This is a genomic window from Bacillus sp. 1A, assembly GCF_052682215.1.
Genome location: NZ_JBQYLZ010000001.1, coordinates 4,570,865 through 4,587,276, shown reverse-complemented (window position 1 = coordinate 4,587,276; position 16,412 = coordinate 4,570,865). Strand labels below are relative to the sequence as shown.

The 16,412-nt window shown below is 34.6% G+C and carries 19 protein-coding genes; 14 read left to right on the top strand and 5 right to left on the bottom strand.

The window, feature by feature from the left end:
* Positions 1-60: 60 nt before the first annotated feature.
* Positions 61-645 (top strand): GNAT family N-acetyltransferase, encoded by a 585-nt coding sequence (locus ACUN0F_RS23530; protein WP_046954964.1) that lies wholly within the window; start codon positions 61-63, stop codon positions 643-645.
* Between the two features lie 24 nt (positions 646-669).
* Here ACUN0F_RS23530 and ACUN0F_RS23525 read toward each other — a convergent pair whose 3' ends face one another.
* Positions 670-1,572 carry an aldo/keto reductase gene (locus tag ACUN0F_RS23525; protein ID WP_088321514.1) on the bottom strand — a complete coding sequence of 301 codons (903 nt, stop codon included), beginning with the start codon at positions 1,570-1,572 and terminating at the stop codon, positions 670-672.
* A 165-nt stretch (positions 1,573-1,737) separates the two neighbouring features.
* Between ACUN0F_RS23525 and ACUN0F_RS23520 the strand changes: the two genes are divergently transcribed.
* Entirely contained in the window at positions 1,738-2,688 is a 951-nt protein-coding gene (locus ACUN0F_RS23520; RefSeq protein WP_000613417.1) for a CobW family GTP-binding protein, read from the top strand.
* Between the two features lie 95 nt (positions 2,689-2,783).
* Here the strand turns inward: ACUN0F_RS23520 and ACUN0F_RS23515 are convergent, their stop codons facing one another.
* Both ACUN0F_RS23515 and ACUN0F_RS23510 read right to left on the bottom strand, forming a co-directional pair.
* A complete protein-coding gene (locus ACUN0F_RS23515; RefSeq protein ID WP_101167252.1) occupies positions 2,784-3,254 on the bottom strand; it encodes a GNAT family N-acetyltransferase in 471 nt (156 codons plus the stop codon).
* A gap of 135 nt (positions 3,255-3,389) precedes the next feature.
* The gene (locus ACUN0F_RS23510; RefSeq protein ID WP_445540270.1) at positions 3,390-4,340 is read right to left on the bottom strand and encodes a metal ABC transporter substrate-binding protein; all 951 of its coding nucleotides are present in this window, start codon (positions 4,338-4,340) and stop codon (positions 3,390-3,392) included.
* A 267-nt stretch (positions 4,341-4,607) separates the two neighbouring features.
* Between ACUN0F_RS23510 and ACUN0F_RS23505 the strand changes: the two genes are divergently transcribed.
* The 3 genes from ACUN0F_RS23505 (at position 4,608) to ACUN0F_RS23495 (ending at position 6,533) form a co-directional block, all read left to right on the top strand.
* Positions 4,608-4,757: a hypothetical protein gene (locus ACUN0F_RS23505; RefSeq protein WP_000540925.1), complete on the top strand. Its 150-nt coding sequence runs from the start codon at positions 4,608-4,610 to the stop codon at positions 4,755-4,757.
* 115 nt (positions 4,758-4,872) lie between these two features.
* The gene (locus tag ACUN0F_RS23500) at positions 4,873-5,532 is read left to right on the top strand and encodes an oxidoreductase (RefSeq protein WP_001042750.1); all 660 of its coding nucleotides are present in this window, start codon (positions 4,873-4,875) and stop codon (positions 5,530-5,532) included.
* 509 nt (positions 5,533-6,041) lie between these two features.
* Positions 6,042-6,533 carry a DinB family protein gene (locus ACUN0F_RS23495; RefSeq protein WP_445540269.1) on the top strand — a complete coding sequence of 164 codons (492 nt, stop codon included), beginning with the start codon at positions 6,042-6,044 and terminating at the stop codon, positions 6,531-6,533.
* Positions 6,534-6,830: 297 nt separating this feature from the next.
* Here ACUN0F_RS23495 and namA read toward each other — a convergent pair whose 3' ends face one another.
* A complete protein-coding gene (gene namA / locus ACUN0F_RS23490) occupies positions 6,831-7,868 on the bottom strand; it encodes an NADPH dehydrogenase NamA (RefSeq protein ID WP_001083629.1) in 1,038 nt (345 codons plus the stop codon).
* A gap of 133 nt (positions 7,869-8,001) precedes the next feature.
* Between namA and ACUN0F_RS23485 the strand changes: the two genes are divergently transcribed.
* From ACUN0F_RS23485 to ACUN0F_RS23460, 6 genes are all read left to right on the top strand, one after another.
* Positions 8,002-8,454, top strand: coding sequence for a methylated-DNA--[protein]-cysteine S-methyltransferase (locus ACUN0F_RS23485; protein WP_264461291.1), 453 nt, complete (start codon positions 8,002-8,004; stop codon positions 8,452-8,454).
* A 7-nt stretch (positions 8,455-8,461) separates the two neighbouring features.
* Positions 8,462-9,466: a DUF2628 domain-containing protein gene (locus ACUN0F_RS23480; protein ID WP_080345055.1), complete on the top strand. Its 1,005-nt coding sequence runs from the start codon at positions 8,462-8,464 to the stop codon at positions 9,464-9,466.
* 84 nt (positions 9,467-9,550) lie between these two features.
* A complete protein-coding gene (locus tag ACUN0F_RS23475; RefSeq protein ID WP_046954959.1) occupies positions 9,551-11,212 on the top strand; it encodes a peptide ABC transporter substrate-binding protein in 1,662 nt (553 codons plus the stop codon).
* 58 nt (positions 11,213-11,270) lie between these two features.
* A complete protein-coding gene (fosB, locus tag ACUN0F_RS23470; RefSeq protein WP_445540268.1) occupies positions 11,271-11,687 on the top strand; it encodes a FosBx1 family fosfomycin resistance bacillithiol transferase in 417 nt (138 codons plus the stop codon).
* A 12-nt stretch (positions 11,688-11,699) separates the two neighbouring features.
* Positions 11,700-12,245 carry a short-chain dehydrogenase gene (locus tag ACUN0F_RS23465; protein WP_000543157.1) on the top strand — a complete coding sequence of 182 codons (546 nt, stop codon included), beginning with the start codon at positions 11,700-11,702 and terminating at the stop codon, positions 12,243-12,245.
* A 13-nt stretch (positions 12,246-12,258) separates the two neighbouring features.
* A complete protein-coding gene (locus ACUN0F_RS23460) occupies positions 12,259-12,870 on the top strand; it encodes a phosphoserine phosphatase 1 (protein ID WP_445540267.1) in 612 nt (203 codons plus the stop codon).
* Between the two features lie 196 nt (positions 12,871-13,066).
* On the opposite strand, the gene exsB is transcribed toward ACUN0F_RS23460, so the two are convergent.
* Positions 13,067-13,645 carry an exosporium protein ExsB gene (gene exsB / locus ACUN0F_RS23455; RefSeq protein WP_046954956.1) on the bottom strand — a complete coding sequence of 193 codons (579 nt, stop codon included), beginning with the start codon at positions 13,643-13,645 and terminating at the stop codon, positions 13,067-13,069.
* 181 nt (positions 13,646-13,826) lie between these two features.
* Between exsB and cotH the strand changes: the two genes are divergently transcribed.
* The 3 genes from cotH (at position 13,827) to ACUN0F_RS23440 (ending at position 16,333) form a co-directional block, all read left to right on the top strand.
* Positions 13,827-14,903, top strand: coding sequence for a spore coat protein CotH (gene cotH / locus ACUN0F_RS23450; RefSeq protein ID WP_098088357.1), 1,077 nt, complete (start codon positions 13,827-13,829; stop codon positions 14,901-14,903).
* Between the two features lie 105 nt (positions 14,904-15,008).
* Positions 15,009-15,626, top strand: coding sequence for an NUDIX hydrolase N-terminal domain-containing protein (locus ACUN0F_RS23445; protein ID WP_264461295.1), 618 nt, complete (start codon positions 15,009-15,011; stop codon positions 15,624-15,626).
* Between the two features lie 104 nt (positions 15,627-15,730).
* Positions 15,731-16,333, top strand: coding sequence for a DedA family protein (locus ACUN0F_RS23440; protein ID WP_000881203.1), 603 nt, complete (start codon positions 15,731-15,733; stop codon positions 16,331-16,333).
* Positions 16,334-16,412: the final 79 nt, after the last annotated feature.

The following is a 16,412-nucleotide window of genomic DNA, read 5'->3' as shown; positions in this document are numbered from 1 at the left end:
TTACTGTATGGTTTGAGATGGATATTATTATATATAAAAGAATTAAAAGGAGTGTTGAAAGTGAATCCGTTATTATTCGATTTTCCTTCTGAATTTTATACTGATAGGCTATTTATTCGAATGCCGAAACCGGGTGACGGTAAAGCTGTATACGATGCAATTCAAGCTTCTATGAAAGAATTAAAACCTTGGATGGTTTTTGCACAAAAAGAGCAAACAGAGGAAGAAGTAGAAGTGAGCATTAGAAAATCGCATATTCAATTTTTGCAGCGTGAGGATTTAAGATTACTAGTTTTTTCGAAAGAAACAGGTGAATTTATTGCATCAGCTGGATTGCATCGTATTAATTGGGATATACCTCAATTTGAAATTGGGTATTGGATTGATTCAAGGTTTAGTGGAAAGGGTTATATGGTAGAGGCTGCAAAGGGTATAACGGATTATGCTTTTTCTGAGCTGAAAGCAAACCGCGTAGAAATTCGATGTGATTCTTTAAATAAGAAGAGTAGAGCGATACCTGAGAAATTAGGATTTAAGTTAGAAGGTACATTGGAAAGTGCGAGTGTAGCGGTAGATGGAAATGGGTTAAGGGATATGTGTGTATTTGCCAGGACTAGAAATACATATGAAAAAGAAGAGCTGTAAAGAAACAGCTCTTCTTTTTGTGTATTATGGTACAGGATGTCCATTAGAGCTTTCGAAAATTGTAAACCATTGTTGACGATCTAAATTAACTTTTGTAGCAAGAGCGGCTGTTTTAACACGATCTAGTTTACCAGATCCAACGATTGGCATCATGTTAGCTGGATGAGCAAGCAGCCATGCATACATAACTGTATCGATGCTAGTAACATTTAGTTCAGTGGCAACCTTTTGTAACGTTTCACGTACACGTATGGCACGTTCTGATTGACCAGTAAAGATTTCTCCGCCAGCAAGAGGCGACCAAATCATAGGATTGATTCGCTTTTCTTGGCATAAATCAATGGTCCCTTTTTCGAAATGTTCAAGCTGCATCGCAGATACTTCAATTTGATTTGTAATGAGCGGGAAATCTAAATAAGAACTTAACATATTAAACTGTGAAGGTAAAAAGTTAGATACACCGAAGTGACGGACTTTTCCTTCTTGCTTTAAGCGTGAGAACGCTTCTGCTACTTCATTTGGATCCATAAATGGATCAGGGCGATGAATGAGCAGTACATCAATATAATCTGTATGTAAGTTTTGTAATGAGTCTTCCGCGCTTTTTATTATATGTTCAGCACTTGTATTGTAGTGCGCAACATATCGCTCTGGAAATTTTGGTGATGGGGGAGCGATTCCACATTTTGTGATAATTTGCATGTCTTCGCGTAAGGAAGGCTTGAGTTGTAACGCTTCTCCAAATAATCCTTCACACGTATAGCCGCCATAAATATCAGCATGATCGAAAGTAGTAATTCCCATATCCATACAAGCTTCCATAAAAGAAAGTAACTCATGCTTTGTCATATTCCATTCTGCTAAACGCCAAAAACCTTGAATAATACGAGAAAATTCTAGTGTTTCGGCCATTTGAACTCGTTCCATTATAAGTACCTCCTTGATGAATGAATCATTTTTTGAAAAGGCTTTCTTGCTACATATTATTATATAGTTACAGTATCGTACATACAATAAATATGTTTTGCTACAAAAACGATTTTCTCTATATGCTATAATGTAAAAACATATAGCTATAAGGAGATGTACGAAATGATTCCAGTAACAATATTAACTGGTTTTCTTGGATCAGGGAAAACGACATTATTAAATCGCATTTTATCAGAAAATCACGGTCATAAATTAGCAGTGATTGTAAATGAAATAGGGCAAATTGGTATTGATAATCAGCTGATTATGAATGTCGAAGAAGAGATTATGGAGATGACGAATGGATGTTTATGTTGTACTGTACGTGAAGATTTACTAGTCGCTTTAAAACAATTACTGGACGTAAAAGCAGAAGGTAAAATGGAATTTGATGGATTAGTAATTGAAACGACTGGTCTTGCAAATCCAGGTCCGATTATTCAAACATTCTTTTTAGATCCTGTGATTCAATCTGCATACCAAATTAACGGCGTTGTAACAGTAGTAGATAGTTATCATATACATAAACATTTTGAAAAAGGACTAGAAGCAAAGGAACAAATTGCATTTGCTGATGTCGTTTTAGTAAATAAATTAGATTTAGTGGATGAAAGTGAAAAGGAAAATCTATTGCAGGAACTGCAAGGTATTAACCCTACTGCAAAGTTAATCGAGGCGACTAACTGTGATGTAGATATTCCATCGTTACTACAAATTCAAACGTTTAAAACGAAAGATACGTTACAAATTTATCCTCATAAAGAGCATAATCATCTAGAAGGCGTAAAGTCGTTTGTACTACGCGAAGAGCGACCGTTAGATTTACAAAAACTAAATGAGTGGATGTCAGCTGTCGTTCAAGAGCTAGGGGAGTATTTATATCGCTACAAAGGAATTTTATCGATTGATGGAGTAGATAAACGTATCGTTTTCCAAGGTGTGCATACACTGTTTGCTGCATCATATGATAGAGAGTGGCAAGAGGGCGAAGAACGAGTAAGTGAAGTTGTGTTTATCGGAAAAGATATTAATAAAGAATGGTTCCAAGAACATTTCGGGGAGTGTGTGAAATAAGTCTGCATATGGTGCAGGCTTATTTTTTTTTTAACTAAGTATTTTGTAGAAAAATGCTAGATTGCAAAAAACGAAGGATAATAAAAAGCCTGTTTTCACAGGCTTGTATGTTCATCTAATAGTAACTCCATTACAACACCTACAACTGGACCTTCGTCATCAATATCACCATTTAAACGGAAACCAAATGACTCGTATAATCCCATTGCGAGTTTGTTGTCTGGATGTAAACTTAAATAAATTATTTTACATTTAAATTTATCTTGTAAGAATTGAATGAGTATGCGAAGGAAACGTTTTGCATATCCTTTTCCTTGATATTGCTCGTCAATCATAAAGCGATCTAACCACACACTTTTACGTTTTTCCCAATACCATCCATACATTGCGTATCCTACAAGTGTTTCTCCATCATATAAACCTACTGACGTTCCGTTTCCCTCATATAATGATTCTGCTAGAGAAAACGCATTGCTTTCAATAAATTGCTGCTGGTCTTTTGCGACGTTTAAAGCAGCTACCGAACGCCAATTTTTTTCTGTTACTTCACAAATGTGAAGAGTCATAATTCCAACTCACCTTCTAAATTAATATAGCTTAAAAGCTAATATGGATAATTTTACTTGTTATTTTGGTCAAGTCAAGTAAGTACAAATAAAAAAGAAGCTGAATGACATATTCAGCTTCTTTTAAAAATTTGATTAGTTAGTAGCTTCTTTTAATGTATTTACGTTTTCTTCCATTAAAGTGAAGTAATCTTTATTGCTCTTCGCATCATCTTCAGAAATAGTAGCAAGATGATTTAAGCGTAAAATTTTTGTACCCGTCTCTTTTTGAATTACGGACGCTACCTTTGGTGTAGAGAATGTTTCAAATAAAATATATTGTAGATTATGTTCTTTTACTGTTTTTGTAATGTCAGCAAGCTGTTTTTGAGATGGTTCATCAGAAGCTGAAATACCAGCGATAGCAATTTGTTTCAGGCCATAGCGTTGTTCCCAGTATCCATAAGCCGCATGAGAAACTAAAATGTCTTTCGTTTTTGCATTCGCAACAGCTGCTTTAAATTGATCATCTAAATCAGTAAATTTTGTTTGAAGTGCTGCGAAGCTTTTTTCGAACTCTTGTTTATGATCAGGTTGTAATTCTACAAGTGCATTTTTTATTTTTTCTGCCTGTTTCATTGCTAGAGTAGGGTCTAACCAAATGTGTGGGTCTTTATCGTGATGATGTTCATCCTCTTTATGACCGTCTCCGTGATCATGATGCTCTTCTTCAGTAGAAGTACGCAGTTCAATACCTTTTGATGCATTTACAATTTTAACATTTTCTTTTTGTAATGCTTTTTCCATTTTTTCAGCAAATGGTTCTAATTCAGCACCGTTATAAACGAATAAATCCGCTTTTGCAACTTGTACTGTTTGTTTTTGACTTGGTTCAAATGTATGTGAATCTGCACCAGGTGGGTAAATCGCTTCAACAGTTACATAGTCGCCACCAATTTTTTTTGCAAAATCTGCAAGAGGAAAAATAGTAGTATAAACAGTTAGCTTTCCGTCTTTCTTGGCATTACCTTCTTTTTTATTTGAGCAGCCAGTAAAAATTAAAGTGAAAATAAGTAAGAATGAAAATATAGTCAATCTTTTAGGCATGAAGTTCTCCTCTTTTCTTTTTTTACGGATATATTTTCCCCAATTATAGAAGAAAAATATCATTTTAATACAAAACGGAATAATTACGTTTTAGTTTGCGAACTTAGTATAATACATCTTTTATAAAGTTGCAATAAATAATAATCATTCCGATTTATTTTTGTTATAAAGTTGTCAAATTTGGATGTATTATTTTTAGGAATGCATGCATATGTGACAACGCTACGTTCATATATTTGAAAGGAGGGTGCAGAGGGGGATGAGTGTTTGGGTTACTTAATGGAAGCTATTTTATTGATATTAGCGGTAGTATTACCATTAGCATTAGTCTTAATTTTTTTAAGAAGATTAATAAGTAATTTAGGAGATGCATCAACAGTAACAAAATTGCGAGAGAAAGATGAGAAAAAAGAGTGAGTAAAGCACTATGCGTACGCATAGTGCTTTACTTGTGGTAAAATGAGAGAAGGAAACTCCTAAAAGTTGTATTTTACTGAAGGAGAGAAAAGTAAAATAAGAGGTATATGCATATATGAATAAGCGAACAGCGTTAGTACTTGGTGCAAGTGGTTTAGTTGGACAAGAGATAACGCGTCTATTACTTGAATCAGATTACTACGATTCGGTTACTATTTTTGTAAGGGAACCAATGCAATGGCAACATGAAAAGTTACAGCAAAAACAAATAGATTTTTCGGTGTTAGAGGAATATAAAGAGTTTTTTGCTGTAGATGATGTATTTAGTTGTCTAGGAACAACAATCAAAAAAGCAAAAACAAAGGCAAATTTCAAAAAGGTAGATTATGAATATACGTTACGAGCTGCTTGTTTAGCTGAAAAACAAGGGGTACAAAATTTCCTTGTTGTGTCTTCAATGGGAGCAAAACCTAAATCGTTTTTCTTTTATTCGCAAGTTAAAGGGAGAATGGAAGAGGAATTACAAAAGTTAGTCATTGGTGGTATTCATATTTTTAGGCCATCTTTATTAGTAGGAAATCGACAAGAATTTCGTTTCGGTGAACGAATGGCTGAAAAGTTATCTCGTATCATTCCTTTTATATTTAAAGGGGCTTTCAAAAAGTATAAACCAATTTCAGCGAAAGATGTGGCGAAAGGGATGTATATCACTGCATTGAGAGAAGAAACGGGTATTTATATTTATAACTCAAATGAAATTACAACGATAGAATAAAAAACGAGAAAAATGGCATGTATTACAAATCAAGTTTGAATCTTGAATGAATAGTAAATACATGTAGTTTAGCAATTATAAGAAAGTAAAAAAGGAGTGGGGAGCCCACTCCTTTTTTACGATAATTTATTATGCAAATCGCATTTTTATCCCGCTATTTGTGGACAGCAAAACCCCCGCGGTTTAAAGTTTCACTTTATACGTTTCCAACACTCTTGATCTTGTACGACAAGTGACCTCGTTTATTGCAATGCTATTTTTAGAGTCGTATTATACTAACGGATGATTTCGTCTTATAAGAATGTTTCACTTCATTTGAAAATATACTACTATCATATATCCATTGTTTGTAATACCAATAAATCAAATAGAATATACTTTCTATTTGGAAACAATCTGTTTTTATATCTGTTTGAGTAAAATCTGAAGGGAATTGGGTTCCGAAGATATAAAAGTCCTATATGTACTACTCCGTATTTTTGGGAGATTTGCAAAAGGAGGATATACGAATGAGTAAAAAAGAAATGTTGCAAAATGGAATTAAGCAAGTGTTTTACGAAGAAGAATGGTATCCACCTTTATCAGACGCGTTAAAGGACCTTACTGCTGCGCAAGCATGTTGGCAACCAGAAGGAGAGGCTAGTAATACGATTTGGGAAAATGTAAACCATTTACTTATCTTTAAAGAACGCTTACTTGCCCGCTTGCATCAAGATGAAACATTTGTGGCGCCACAAAATAATGATGAAACGTTTGTCCAAGGTGGACGTAATGATGAGGGGGCTTGGCAACAAACAGTGTTGCGAACAATTCAACTGCATGATGCCTTACAATCTGCATTAATATCCCTCCAAGAAGCAGAACTAAATCAATTAACTCCTTCTCTACCAATTTGGCAACAATATATGATCATCCTTTTGCACGATGCTTATCATACAGGACAAATTGTACAACTTCGCAAGCTTCAAGGTTCATGGCCAGCGCATCGTTCTTATTTGTAAATGATACTTAAAATTGTTGGAGTTTCAAACTAAACAAACGAATTAATATGTAGAATACTACTATATCAAAAAAAAATTTCTCACTTAATCTGAGAAATTGTTTTTTTTCGTAATCACGATTGTGGAATTCGATTTTTAACCCTGTCACATATTCAGAACGGGAGATAAATACATAAAAAAATAGGTGTATCAAGCAAAATGTTGATCCACCTTAAAACGATATTATGAAATAACATACGTTATCTTATAGTATACTTTTTATTCCTCTAGATTCAGTAGTACATATTATTCTCGGTTTTATTTATTCGTATGGATTTTCCCCGGTGCTCGTTTGTATTGATACGGTTCTTCTAACTCAAAGCTAAGTTCATTGGCGGCTATTCTTGGGAAGTAAGGATTGCGAAGTAACTCACGTCCGATAAAAATTAAATCTGCTTCGTTATTATTTAAAATTTGTTCTGCCTGTACTCCAGTCGTAATCAAACCAACAGCCCCAGTTGCAATGTTAGCATGTTCTTTAATATGTTTAGCATATTGCACTTGATACCCGGGATATACATCGATGTGTGCCGGAACAACAGCTCCAGAACTACAATCAATCAAATCTACTCCTTGTTCTTTCATCCAGTTTGTATATGGAACGTAATCTTGAACCGTTAAACCGTCAGGATGATAATCGTTTGCTGAAATACGAACAAATAACGGTCCGTTCCAAACTTCATTTATTGAGTCAATGATTTCACGTAAGAAACGATAGCGATTTTCAGGTGAACCTCCATATTCATCAGTCCGTTTATTAGAAAGTGGAGAAAGAAATTCATTAATAAGATAACCGTGAGCGCCGTGTATTTCAATAACGTCAAATCCAGCTTGTTTGGATCGTATTGCAGCCTCTTGAAAAGCTAATATGGTCTTTTTTATTTGCTGTATACTCATTTCTACTGGGATTTTCATAGTTTCATTAAACGGAATTGCGGATGGAGCGAGAGCATCCGTTTCTAATTCAGCTTTTCTTCCGGCGTGAGCAAGTTGAATGGCGGCTTTTGCGCCGTTATCATGTATAAAAGTTGTCGTTTTATGTAAGCCTTCAATTAGGCTATCATCCCATATACCTAGGTCTTTATTAGAAATTCTTCCTTCAGGTAACACGGCTGTTGCTTCGATCATAACTAAACCAACTTGACCAGCAGCTCTTGTTCCGTAATGAACGTGATGGAAATTAGTTACTTGGCCATCCTCGTTTTCTGATGAATACATGCACATAGGTGACATAACGATACGGTTTTTTAATGTAACGTCCTTAATTGTATAAGGTGAAAAAAGTTCAGAATTCATCCAATAGCCTCCTAGATTTAATTTTCTTACATTTTATCATTCTTGTTTTTGTTTCCCTAATAAAACGCTTATACGAAAAATTTTGTCTATTCGTGTTACAATAATTAATATGAATTGAATTGGAGGATGACATATGTACCAGGCTTATTATGAAAGTGAATTAGGCTTGCTGGAAATTACAGCGAACGATAAAGGAATTACGTCTGTTATATTTGTTGATGAGAGAAAAGAAGAACATAAAAATGAAATGATAGATCAATGTATAAATGAGCTAGATGAATATTTTAAGGGGAAAAGAAGAGAGTTTACGGTCCCACTGTCTGCTGAGGGAACAGCATTTCAAAAAAATGTATGGGATGCGCTCTATACTATTCCTTATGGCGTAAGTGCTTCATATTTAGATATTGCAGAGAAGGTCGGAAATACGAAAGCTGTACGAGCGATAGGAGGAGCAAATAGTCGTAATCCAATTTCAATTATCGTTCCGTGTCATCGTGTAATAGGAAAGAGCGGGAAGCTTGTTGGGTATGCGGGCGGTTTATGGAGGAAAGAGTGGTTATTAAATCACGAAGGTATTTTGAAATGACGTATGGATGGGAAGAGGGATTGTTTTGAAATGTATAAATTGTGGAAAACCTTGCGAGGAGGAACAGTTAAATTGTGCAAGTTGTCAACGAAACTTGGATAATGAACAAGATGAAGGTAGCTCGTTAATAGATAAAGAATTAGAAGTATATGTAGGGAGACAATATCCGTATTACAAAAGGAAATGGGAGCTTGAGAATAAGCGGATTGCTAGGTGGAGCTGGAATGGTTGGGCTGCTATTTTCAATATAGGTTGGCTAGGATATCGCAAGTATTATGTACCAGCTGCTTTATTTATGTTGTTATTAGTAGCGTGTGATGCATTTTCGTATTATATGGGATTTAATGTAGCGTTGCCAATCATTAATATGGTACCTCTTACGTTTTTATTACTTATTTTTATTTTGTTTGGAATGGGGATTTTTGCAAATGGATTATACTATCAATTTGCGGAAAGACGTATATATCGAATAAAAGCAAGAGAAATAAAAAATGAATCAGTTGCAAACTATCTCATCCATGATAGTGGCGGAACGAGCAAAATGGGAGCGACAATTGTTACTATTTTAGCAGTTGCTAGCATATTTTTTAGCCATTTCTTTTTTCCGACTGATCGAGATGTTATTCAAAAAGTTCGTACAAGCTCGCTTTATGAATATCCTTTCTTTTCAATAGGTGAATCTTTCGAAAATTATTTTCAAAATTCAGGTTGGATATATTATCGTGGAACGGAAGGATTAGAATTAGTAGAATTTCAAGGATATAACGCTGGGACGCCAAGGCAAAAGGTGAAAATTCAATTTGTTGTCGATTATAAATTGGGTGAAGTGGAACCATACTCACTTACGGTTAACGGTGAATCTAAAAATGAAGAAGAGTTTTTGAAGATGATGGAAGAAATATTTAAGGTCCAAAATCCATTTGATATAGAGGAGGGATTACAAGTAAATGCTATTCAACAAAGTGGCTGGAAAGAAATTTCTGACCGCTTTTTTCTATGTTTATTAAAATAAATATTTAAAATAATCAGAATCTTTTGTATAATGAAATGTATTATATAGGATTTAACTTATACATATAGATTGGGGGAAGGAAGAATGAAGAGAAAGACAACAACAATTGCTGCACTTGTATTAACGACGAGTGTATTGGTTGCAGGATGTGGAAATGGTGAGAAGGCTTCGACAACGAAGAAAGAATCGAATAAGGGAATGGCAGATAAACAAGTTTTAAATTTGCTAGAAACAGCTGAAATTCCTTCAATGGATACATCTAAATCAACGGATTCTGTATCTTTCCGTGTATTTGTAAATGCAATGGAAGGTTTATATCGTCTAGATAAAGATAATAAACCAACACCAGGCATGGCAAAAGATGTGAAGATTAGTGAAGATAAAAAGACATATACATTTGAATTACGTGATGCGAAATGGTCAAATGGTGATCCAGTTCGAGCACAAGATTTTGTATATGCATGGCAACGTACATTAGATAAAGCAATAGCGGCAGAATATGCATTCATTTTATTTGATGTGAAAAATGCACAGAAAGTAAATAAAGGAGAATTACCATCAGATCAATTGGGTGTTAAAGCGAAGGATGATAAAACGTTGGTAGTAGAATTAGAGCAACCAGCACCTTATTTTCTTGAGCTTACATCATTCCCTACATTTTTCCCATTAAATGAAAAATATGTGAAAGGACAAGGAGATAAATACGGATTAGAAGCAGATAAATTAGTATATAATGGACCATTTACAATGAGTCAATGGAAACACGAACAAAATTATCAGTTGAAGAAAAACCCTAATTATTGGGATAAAGATACTGTAAAGTTAGACGAAATTAATGTAAGTATTGTGAAGGAAACAAGCACGGGAGTAAATTTATATGATAGTGATCAAGCAGATCGAGTTATTTTAACTTCTGAATTTGTTGATAAATATAAAAAGAATAAGCCAGATGAATTTAAAACGAAGTTAGATCCACGTATGTATTTCTTGCGTTTTAACCAAAAAAATGCAACATTTAAAAACCAAAAAGTACGTGAAGCGATTGATTTAGCATACGATAAAAAAGGAATTGCTGATGTTATTTTAAATGACGGTTCATTGCCAGCATATTTCTTAGTACCTGAAAAATTCACGACAGGTCCAGATGGAAAAGACTTCCGCTCTGTAAATAAAAACTTCCGTGATAGTAAAGATAATGCAGAGAAAGCAAAAAAATTATGGGAAGAAGCAAAGAAAGAGCTTGGTCAAGATACAATTACGGTTGAATTACTAAACGATGATAACGGTAGCCGTAAAAAAGTAGGCGACTTTATTAAAGAAGAACTAGAGAAAAACTTGCCTGGTATTAAAGTGAATTTGAAACAGCAACCATACAAGCAGAAGCTGGATTTAGAAAAGAAATTCCAATATGAATTCTCATTATCTGCATGGAGCCCTGATTATCCGGATCCAATGACTTATATTGATATGTTTGTTACTGGAAGCTCATTTAATGAAATGGATTATTCTAATCCGAAGTATGATGATTTAGTAGCGAAATCAAAAGGAGAGCTATTAAAAGATGATAAAGCACGCTGGAATGCACTTGCGGAAGCTGAAAAAATCTTAATTGGTCAAGATGCAGCAATTTCTCCTACGTACCAACAAAGTACAGCTTATTTAGAGAAGCCATTTGTAAAAGGTATTGCTAATCATACGTTTGGTGGGGACTTCAGTTATAAATGGGCATATGTTACAAAGAAATAGTATAATAAAAGATGAGCGAATTTTCGCTCATCTTTTATTTGTATAGGAGGAATTAGAGTTGGTAAAGGGAATCAATCATCTTTGTTTTTCAGTATCTAATTTAGAAAAATCTATTACATTTTACGAAGAAGTACTAGAAGGAGAATTATTAGTTAAAGGGAAAAAACTTGCATATTTTAATATATGTGGGGTATGGGTAGCACTTAATGAAGAAACACATATTCCGAGAAATGAGATTCATCAATCTTATACGCATATTGCGTTTTCAGTTGAACAGAAAGACTTTGAACGTCTACTGCAGAGATTAGAAGAAAACGATGTTCATATTTTACAAGGAAGAGAACGAGATGTAAGGGATTGTGAGTCTATATATTTTGTTGATCCAGACGGCCATAAGTTTGAATTTCATTCAGGGACATTGCAAGACCGACTTAATTATTATAGGGAAGATAAACCTCATATGACATTTTACTAAGGGGAGAAGAAGTTGCATGCGCTAGTAATTGGTGGAACAGGAATGCTAAAGAGAGTTTCTATGTGGCTTTGTGAGCAAGGATTTCATGTTTCTATTATTGGACGAGATAAAGTGAAATTAGAAAATGTTAAGCGAGAGAGTGCTATACCAGAAAATATCACATGTCTTCCGTTAGATTATCATAATGACGACGATGTAAAGCTAGCTATTAAAAGCACAATTGTGCAGAATGGCCCAATAACATTAGTTGTCGCATGGGTACACGCAAGTGCGAAGGATACGTTGTCATTCATTTGTAGAGAAGTGGATTTGTCGTCTGAAACATACAACGTTTTTCATATTTTAGGTAGTAAAGCGTCGCGTATACCCGCACAAAAAATAGGTGGTACGCGATGTAGCTACCATAGAATAATATTAGGTTTTATTTTAGAAGATACATACGGGAGATGGCTTACCCATGAAGAAATATCGGATGGGGTAATAAAAGGAATTGAGAGTAAATGTGATGAATGGATTGTAGGACGAGTAGAACCGTGGGAATTGCGGCCAACATGGTAAGGGGGAATGTGAAATGAAAATAACTGTATATGTAACAAGGCACGGTGAGACGGAATGGAATGTAGCGAAACGAATGCAAGGGCGGAAAAATTCTGCTTTAACTGAAAATGGTATGTTACAAGCAAAGCAATTAGGAGACCGAATGAAAGATTTATCTATCCATACGATCTATAGTAGTCCAAGTGAAAGAACCCTCAATACTGCAGAGTTAATAAAGGGCGAACGTGACATACCGATAATAGCGGATGAGCATTTTTATGAAATTAACATGGGTGAATGGGAAGGACTGACAATCGATGATATAGAAAGGCAATACCCAGACGAAATACAGTTGTTTTGGTATGAGCCACATCTTTTCCAGTCAACATCGGGAGAAAATTTTGAGGCTGTTCATAAAAGGGTAATGGATGGGATACAGCTTCTTTTAGAAAAGCATAAAGGAGAAAGTATATTAATTGTTTCCCATGCGGCAGCAGCAAAATTACTTGTAGGACATTTTGCGGGTATTGAAATAGAAAATGTATGGGATGATCCATTTATGCATAGTGCTAGTCTAAGTATAATAGAATTTGAAGAAGGGAAAGGTGCAGTGAAGCAATTTGCAGATATAAGTCACTTTCAATAAAGTGAAACTTTAATCAGTGGGGGGTTCTTCATCCCCCACTGATTATTAGTTGAACCAATCGGACTTTTATGGGCAGTTAATCCCCCACCTAACTTCTTTGCTTTCGCTGAATTTTGAGGTGGGGGTCTTACTGCCCATTAAAGCGGGATAAACGTAAAAAAGGCCGCAAAACGGCCTTTTTTTGTAGGCATAAAAACTAGCAATTACGTTTTTTATACCAGAAGTGATCGAATTTCTTATTTTTGCAAGATGGGAATTTATGTCCGCCTTTGCAATCATTCCATTTGTGCCCGTCATCGTGACAGTCTTTACCATGATCACAATCATCATCGCAAGATCTACCGTGTCCGTGAGGGAAGAATTCGCATTTTTTACAGAAACTGCGTTTTGTCCAGAAAAATTTCTTTTCAAAGCGTATGCATTTTGTAACGAAAGTACAATGCTTTCTGCGAGTACGTTTTGTAACTAAAACGCATTCTTTTCTACGCGTCACTTTCGTAACGAACGTCCATTTTTGAACGCGTACACGAGTACATTTTGTAACAAATGTCCATTTTTTTACGTGCGTACATTTTGTAACGAAAGTACAATGTTTCACGCGAGTACATCTTGTTCTTGGACATCTACCTCCTGTAGTACATTTACATCCTGTAGTACATTTATGATGAGAGAATTTATCATCATCGCACTCAAAAGTACTTGGATCTTGGTGTAAGAAATCCTCCATCCCAGCACTTTTGATTTCTTCAACAGCTTTTCTAATATCACGTTTCATAGAAATCCTCCTTATCATGTATTAAGTTGAAAAGGTATTCTTTTTCCTTAACATGATATGAGATATGACGTCTTTCTGAACAGGACAAGAGTGTAATTTTATATAAATGGATGATAGCGGATGTATGGACAAGACAAGGCGCATACATTGAATGAAGAGAACTGAGAAGGGATGAGAAAACATGCTACCTTCATATGATTTTTTTATTCATCCAATGTACTTAGTGGAATTGAAAAAAGACATTTGGTCAGACAGCCCAGTGCCGGCAAAATTAACTTATGGAAAAAAGAAGTATGACATTGATATCGTATACCGGGGTGCTCATATTCGTGAATTTGAGAAAAAGTCTTATCATGTTATGTTTTATAAACCGAAAAAATTTCAAGGTGCGAAAGAGATTCATTTAAATTCTGAGTTTATGGATCCGTCTCTCATACGAAATAAATTATCTTTAGATTTTTTTCATGATATTGGTGTACTTTCACCAAAATCACAACATGTATTTATAAAAATTAATGGTCAAATTCAAGGTGTATATTTACAGTTAGAATCAGTTGATGAAAACTTTTTGAAAAATAGAGGATTACCGAGTGGTTCTATTTATTATGCGATAGATGATGATGCGAATTTTTCTTTAATGAGTGAGAGAGATAAAGATGTTAAGACCGAGCTCTTTGCGGGTTATGAATTTAAATATTCGAATAAAAATAGTGAAGAACAGCTGAGTGAATTTGTATTTCAAGCGAATGCTTTGTCGAGGGAAGCTTATGAAAAAGAAATTGGAAAGTTTTTGCATGTTGATAAATATTTACGATGGTTAGCTGGCGTTATTTTTACACAAAACTTTGATGGTTTCGTTCATAACTATGCACTATATCATAACGATGAAACAAATTTATTTGAAGTGATACCTTGGGATTATGATGCGACTTGGGGGCGAGATGTACAAGGGAGACCACTTAATCATGAGTATATTCGTATCCAAGGTTATAACACGTTAAGTGCAAGATTGTTAGATATACCTGTATTTAGAAAACAATACCGAAGTATTTTGGAAGAAATATTAGAAGAACAATTTACCGTTTCATTTATGATGCCGAAAGTAGAAGGTTTGTGTGAATCGATTCGCCCATATTTACTACAAGATCCATATATGAAAGAAAAATTAGAAACATTTGATCAAGAAGCTGATATGATTGATGAATATATAAATAAAAGAAGAAAGTATATACAAGACCACTTACATGAATTGGATTAATTTTGAAAGAGATTGGAACATTATCAATCTCTTTTTTTGTATAATAAAGATGTATCAATTGAATTGACGTAATATTTATTTAATAAAGAATGGAGATGTGGAAACATGACAGTTAAGTGGGTTGATTGGGTAAAACAAATACAAGCTATAGCTCAAGCGGGTTTAACGTATTCTAAAGATGTGTATGATATAGAGCGTTTCCAACAATTACGGGATATTTCCATTTCAATGATGTCACATTATACAAAGACAGATTGGGAAATAGTAGAGAAGTTATTTGCAAGTGAGACAGGCTATCAAACACCTAAAGTTGATATAAGAGCAGTCATTTTTCAAAATGAAAAACTATTATTTGTGAAAGAAAAAAGTGATGGGAAATGGGCATTGCCAGGTGGATGGGCTGATATCGGTTATACGCCGACAGAAGTAGCAGCAAAAGAAGTTTTAGAGGAGACGGGTTATGAAGTAGATGATTTTAAGCTACTCGCTATATTTGATAAAGAAAAACATCAACCATCGCCTTCAGCAACACACGTATATAAAATTTTTATTAGCTGTAAGATTGTTGGTGGTGAAAAGAAAATTAGTATTGAAACAGAAGATGTGGAGTTTTTTGGTGAGAATGAATTGCCTAATTTATCGATTGCTAGAAATACAGAAGAGCAAATTAAAGAAATGTTTGCCTACATGAAAGAACCTCAAAAAGAAATAGTAATAGATTAATTATGCTTATGCCGATAATATTGTTGAAATGAAGATATTGGCAGAATGCGACCTTTATGTAATAATGGGATGGTATGTGAAGAAAAAAGGAGATAGAAAATAAAATGTTAGCAAGCATAATAGATCAGTTATTGCAATTTTTTGCAAGCTTAGGTTACTTTGGAGTAGCACTAGCTTTAATGATTGAAATTATCCCAAGTGAAATTGTACTTTCGTATGCTGGATTTTTAGTAGCGGATGGTAAAATTAGTTTTGTCGGTGCAGTTATCGCCGGAACTATTGGTGGTACTTTAGCCCAAATCTTTTTATACTGGCTTGGATATTACGGAGGGCGTCCAGTTGTAGAGAAATATGGGAAATATCTACTTATTAATAAACACCATTTAGACATAGCGGAAGGTTGGTTTAAGCGTTACGGAGCAGGAGTAATCTTTTCTGCACGCTTTATCCCAGTCGTACGTCATGCAATCTCTATTCCAGCAGGATTAGCTAAAATGCCATTAAAACTATTTACACTGTATACTGTGGTTGCGATTATTCCATGGTCAATACTATTTATATACTTAGGTGAAAAGCTTGGTGGAAATTGGCGACACATTAAAGAGTATGCATCTGATTACACACATTACATAATTATAGGAGCTGTTCTCTTTGTTGCTCTATACTTCGGTTTAAAGTATTTAAAAAAGAAAAAAGCAGCGCGTTAAAGTCAATGATTTTTCATTGGCTTTTTTATTTGTTTCGGTTCTAAAAAAAAGGAGTTGTCCATAATGTGTAATAATAAAG

Coding starts and splice junctions, on each gene's coding strand:
- ACUN0F_RS23525 (WP_088321514.1), bottom strand. CDS start 1,572: ATGGAACGAGTTCAAATGGCCGAAACACTAGAATTTTCTCGTATTATT.
- ACUN0F_RS23520 (WP_000613417.1), top strand. CDS start 1,738: ATGATTCCAGTAACAATATTAACTGGTTTTCTTGGATCAGGGAAAACG.
- ACUN0F_RS23515 (WP_101167252.1), bottom strand. CDS start 3,254: ATGACTCTTCACATTTGTGAAGTAACAGAAAAAAATTGGCGTTCGGTA.
- ACUN0F_RS23510 (WP_445540270.1), bottom strand. CDS start 4,340: ATGCCTAAAAGATTGACTATATTTTCATTCTTACTTATTTTCACTTTA.
- ACUN0F_RS23500 (WP_001042750.1), top strand. CDS start 4,873: ATGAATAAGCGAACAGCGTTAGTACTTGGTGCAAGTGGTTTAGTTGGA.
- ACUN0F_RS23495 (WP_445540269.1), top strand. CDS start 6,042: ATGAGTAAAAAAGAAATGTTGCAAAATGGAATTAAGCAAGTGTTTTAC.
- namA (WP_001083629.1), bottom strand. CDS start 7,868: ATGAATTCTGAACTTTTTTCACCTTATACAATTAAGGACGTTACATTA.
- ACUN0F_RS23485 (WP_264461291.1), top strand. CDS start 8,002: ATGTACCAGGCTTATTATGAAAGTGAATTAGGCTTGCTGGAAATTACA.
- ACUN0F_RS23480 (WP_080345055.1), top strand. CDS start 8,462: ATGGGAAGAGGGATTGTTTTGAAATGTATAAATTGTGGAAAACCTTGC.
- ACUN0F_RS23475 (WP_046954959.1), top strand. CDS start 9,551: ATGAAGAGAAAGACAACAACAATTGCTGCACTTGTATTAACGACGAGT.
- ACUN0F_RS23460 (WP_445540267.1), top strand. CDS start 12,259: ATGAAAATAACTGTATATGTAACAAGGCACGGTGAGACGGAATGGAAT.
- exsB (WP_046954956.1), bottom strand. CDS start 13,645: ATGAAACGTGATATTAGAAAAGCTGTTGAAGAAATCAAAAGTGCTGGG.
- cotH (WP_098088357.1), top strand. CDS start 13,827: ATGCTACCTTCATATGATTTTTTTATTCATCCAATGTACTTAGTGGAA.
- ACUN0F_RS23445 (WP_264461295.1), top strand. CDS start 15,009: ATGACAGTTAAGTGGGTTGATTGGGTAAAACAAATACAAGCTATAGCT.
- ACUN0F_RS23440 (WP_000881203.1), top strand. CDS start 15,731: ATGTTAGCAAGCATAATAGATCAGTTATTGCAATTTTTTGCAAGCTTA.